Below are 3081 nucleotides of genomic sequence, written 5' to 3'. Positions count from 1 at the left end.
GGGGCCCGCTCCCGCACCCGGGGGCGCCGGTGCCGGCGCAGGCGCGCTGCTCGGCGTCATCGTCGGCGGCGTCACCGAGGTGGTGGTCGTGGTGGTGGTGGTGCTCGAGGTGCTGCTCTCCGAGGACTCGCCGTCACCGCCGCCACAGGCGGCGAGCAGCGCACTCGCGGCGATGGCGGCGGCGCCGACGGTGACGGGGAAACGGCGGGCGGTGCGCTGGGCAGGCATCTGTGCTCGATTTCTGTGGGGGGATCGAAGGACTGGGTCTCCAGTACCCAACGAGGCGCGACTCGAATCCGGCCCGCAGCGTTTGGCGAACGGGAGACCAGGGCATCGCCACGGCATGAATCTCGCGCTGCGCAGCGGCATGCTCTCGGTGGACCGGGTGATCCGCGCGTCACCGGCCGCGGTCTGGTCGGTGCTGACCGACCTGAACCGCTGGCCGGAATGGGGCCCCACCGTCTCGGGTGCGAAGCTGCTCGACGGCGACGAACTGGGGCTCGGCGAGCGCGGCAAGGTCTGGACCCCGGTCGGTGTCCCGCTGCCGTTCACCATCACCGAGTTCGAGCCCGGCCGCAGTTGGTCGTGGCAGGTCGCAGGAGTCCCGGCGACCCGGCACAGCGTCGTGCCGCACGACCGCGGTGCGCTGGCGAGCATGGCCGCGCCGGTGTGGGCGGGCGCCTATCTGCCCGTGCTGGCGATCGCACTGCGCCGCATCGACCGGATGGTGACCGGGCACTGAGCACTGCCCGTTGACGCACACTTCGCGCACATCGAACCTCGCGGCGTGTCCCGGTGTCATGCTGAGGTGACCGACGCGGAGGTGGGACATGCGGGCAGTCACCGAAGCACTCGAAGCGGCCACCGTACCGAGGGTGCCTGGAAGTAACGGCGCGCCAGCACGATTCGCGGTCGAGATGGGCGACGGCCGGCATGCGGATGCGATGACCGCCACCGTGCGGGAGGCGTGCGCGGATCTGGCGGTGACCGTGACGGCCCTGGGCGAGCAGGTGCTCGTAGTCGAGATGCCGGACCGCACACTCGACGGGGCGTCACCCGCGGCCGCGTTCTCGGCGGCCTACGTCCTCGCGGACGCCGTCGGCTCACCGGCTGCCGAACCCGACCTGCCGACGGCGTTCTTCCCGGAGACCGATCCCGCCGAGCCGGTGCAGGAGAGCCTCGGCGGGGTGCCGGGCTGCAATGTGGACACCGAGCCGGAACTCGCGGCGGACTGGGCCCTGGCCGCCATCCGCGCGCGGGAGGCGTGGGCGCTCTCGGAATCGCAGGGTCGTCCGGCCGCGGGCGCGGGCATCGTCATCGCCCAGCCCGACACCGGGGTCTTCCCGCATCCGGAACTCGACGGGGTGGACAGCGCGGGCGGTTTCGACACCCTCGACGACGACACCGATCCCACCGATCCGCTCGACGGCTTCAACCCGGGCCACGGCACCGCGACGGCGAGTGTGGTCGTGTCGCCGACGTCGCTGACGGTGATCGGCTCCGCACCCGCGGCCCGGCACATGCCGATCCGGGCGATCGAGAGCGTGATCCGGGTGACCCAGGTATCGGTCGCGAAGGCCGTCGACTGGGCGGTCCGAAACGACGCGCACGTCATCACGATGAGTCTCGGCGGCCTCCCGTCGTTCTCACTGCACGACGCGCTGCGGCGGGCGGTGGCCGGCAACGTCATCGTGCTCGCGGCGGCCGGCAACTGCGTCCGCCAGGTGGTGTTCCCCGCGCGCTACGACGAATGTGTCGCCGTGGCCGGCGTCAACGCCGGTGACGGACTGTGGCCGGGCACGTGCCGCGGGTCGACGGTCGACATCTCGGCGCCGGCGCAGAACGTGTGGCGGGCGGCCCGGTCGGGCGGCGTCGAGCAGGGCCAGGGCACCAGCTTCGCGGTCGCGCTGACCGCCGGTGTGGCCGCGCTGTGGCTCGCGCACCACGGCCGCGATGTGCTCATCGCCGAGGCGCGGGCCCGCGGCGAGACGGTGCAGGCAATGTTCATGCGGCTGGCGAAGGGGACGGCCCGGCGGCCGCCGGGGTGGGATCCCGGCGAGATGGGCGCGGGCATCATCGACGCCGAAGCCCTCCTCGGCGCCGACCTCGACCTCGGCGTCGGGCAGGAGACGGTCACGCTCGCGCAGGGCGTTGCGCCGGCTCCGGTGGGCAGCGTCGCGTCACTGCTTGCCGAGACCGTGGGTGCGACGGCCGCCGATTCGGTAGATCTGCACCGGTTCGGCCCGGAGCTCGTGGCGGCCGTCCTGGCTCACGCGGTCGCAGGCGGCCAGGAGTCGGCGCCGGCGGCGGCGGTGTCGCCGCAACTGGCTGCGGCCGTGACGGACTCGGAGCTGTCCCGCTGGCTCGGCGTCGACCGCCGGACCGTCCGCGGCTGAGCATTCACGGGGTCGACGACTCCAGTCCCGACGCGTAGCTCTCCTTGACCACTTCGAGGTGTGCCCAGCTCTCCAGTCCCCGCACCCCCGGCAGCGCCCGCACCGTGTCGAGCACGTCGACCAGCTGGCCGGCCGAGAAGGCCCGCACCGTGATCAGGACGTCGAAGCGGCCGAGTGTGCGGGCGATGAAGATGACCGACGACATCGCGGCCAGCGCCGCCACCACGTCCTGGTGGCGGCCGGCCAGCCGGATGCCCATCCCCATCGCGCTCTGCCGGTCCTGACCGGAGTGCCGCACCACGGCGCCGACGCGGACCACCTTCGACTCGAGCAGCCGCACGACGCGTCGCCGCGCGCCCGCCGCGGACAGTCCCACCGCTGCGGCCAGATCCACATAGGACGCGCGGCCGTCCTCCTGCAGTCGCGTCAGCAGTGCCCGGTCGGTGTCGTCCACCTCGGTCCCGACCTCACCGACGGGGCCGACCACGTCGCGCACCACCTCCACGTAGCTCAGGGTGTCCACGGCCGACACCCCCGGCAGCGCGCGCACTTCGGCGACGGCGGCGTCGATGTCCAGCGGTGAGGCCGACCGGACTTCGGCGACCAGTCCGTGCGCGCCGCTGATCAGCGAGAGGAACGGCACGTCGGCGCGGCGGGCCAGCCGCCGGGCGACCGGCGCAGCGGG

The 3081-nt window shown here is 73.3% G+C and carries 3 protein-coding genes; 2 read left to right on the top strand and 1 reads right to left on the bottom strand.

The window, feature by feature from the left end:
* Positions 1-367: 367 nt before the first annotated feature.
* Together Q2100_RS30565 and Q2100_RS30560 are read left to right on the top strand one after the other, a co-directional pair.
* Positions 368-742, top strand: a complete 375-nt coding sequence (locus Q2100_RS30565; protein WP_407667731.1) for an SRPBCC family protein — start codon at positions 368-370, stop codon at positions 740-742.
* Positions 743-944: 202 nt separating this feature from the next.
* Positions 945-2396: a S8 family peptidase gene (locus tag Q2100_RS30560; RefSeq protein WP_302917030.1), complete on the top strand. Its 1452-nt coding sequence runs from the start codon at positions 945-947 to the stop codon at positions 2394-2396.
* Positions 2397-2400: 4 nt separating this feature from the next.
* Here the strand turns inward: Q2100_RS30560 and Q2100_RS30555 are convergent.
* Positions 2401-3081 (bottom strand): Lrp/AsnC family transcriptional regulator (locus tag Q2100_RS30555; protein ID WP_302917029.1); only part of this gene is annotated, 681 nt, incomplete at its 5' end.

This window comes from Mycolicibacterium arseniciresistens (assembly GCF_030519285.1).
Taxonomy (GTDB): domain Bacteria; phylum Actinomycetota; class Actinomycetes; order Mycobacteriales; family Mycobacteriaceae; genus Mycobacterium; species Mycobacterium arseniciresistens.
The sequence above is the reverse complement of the archived record's forward strand: the minus strand, read 5'-3'. Positions and strand labels throughout refer to the sequence as shown.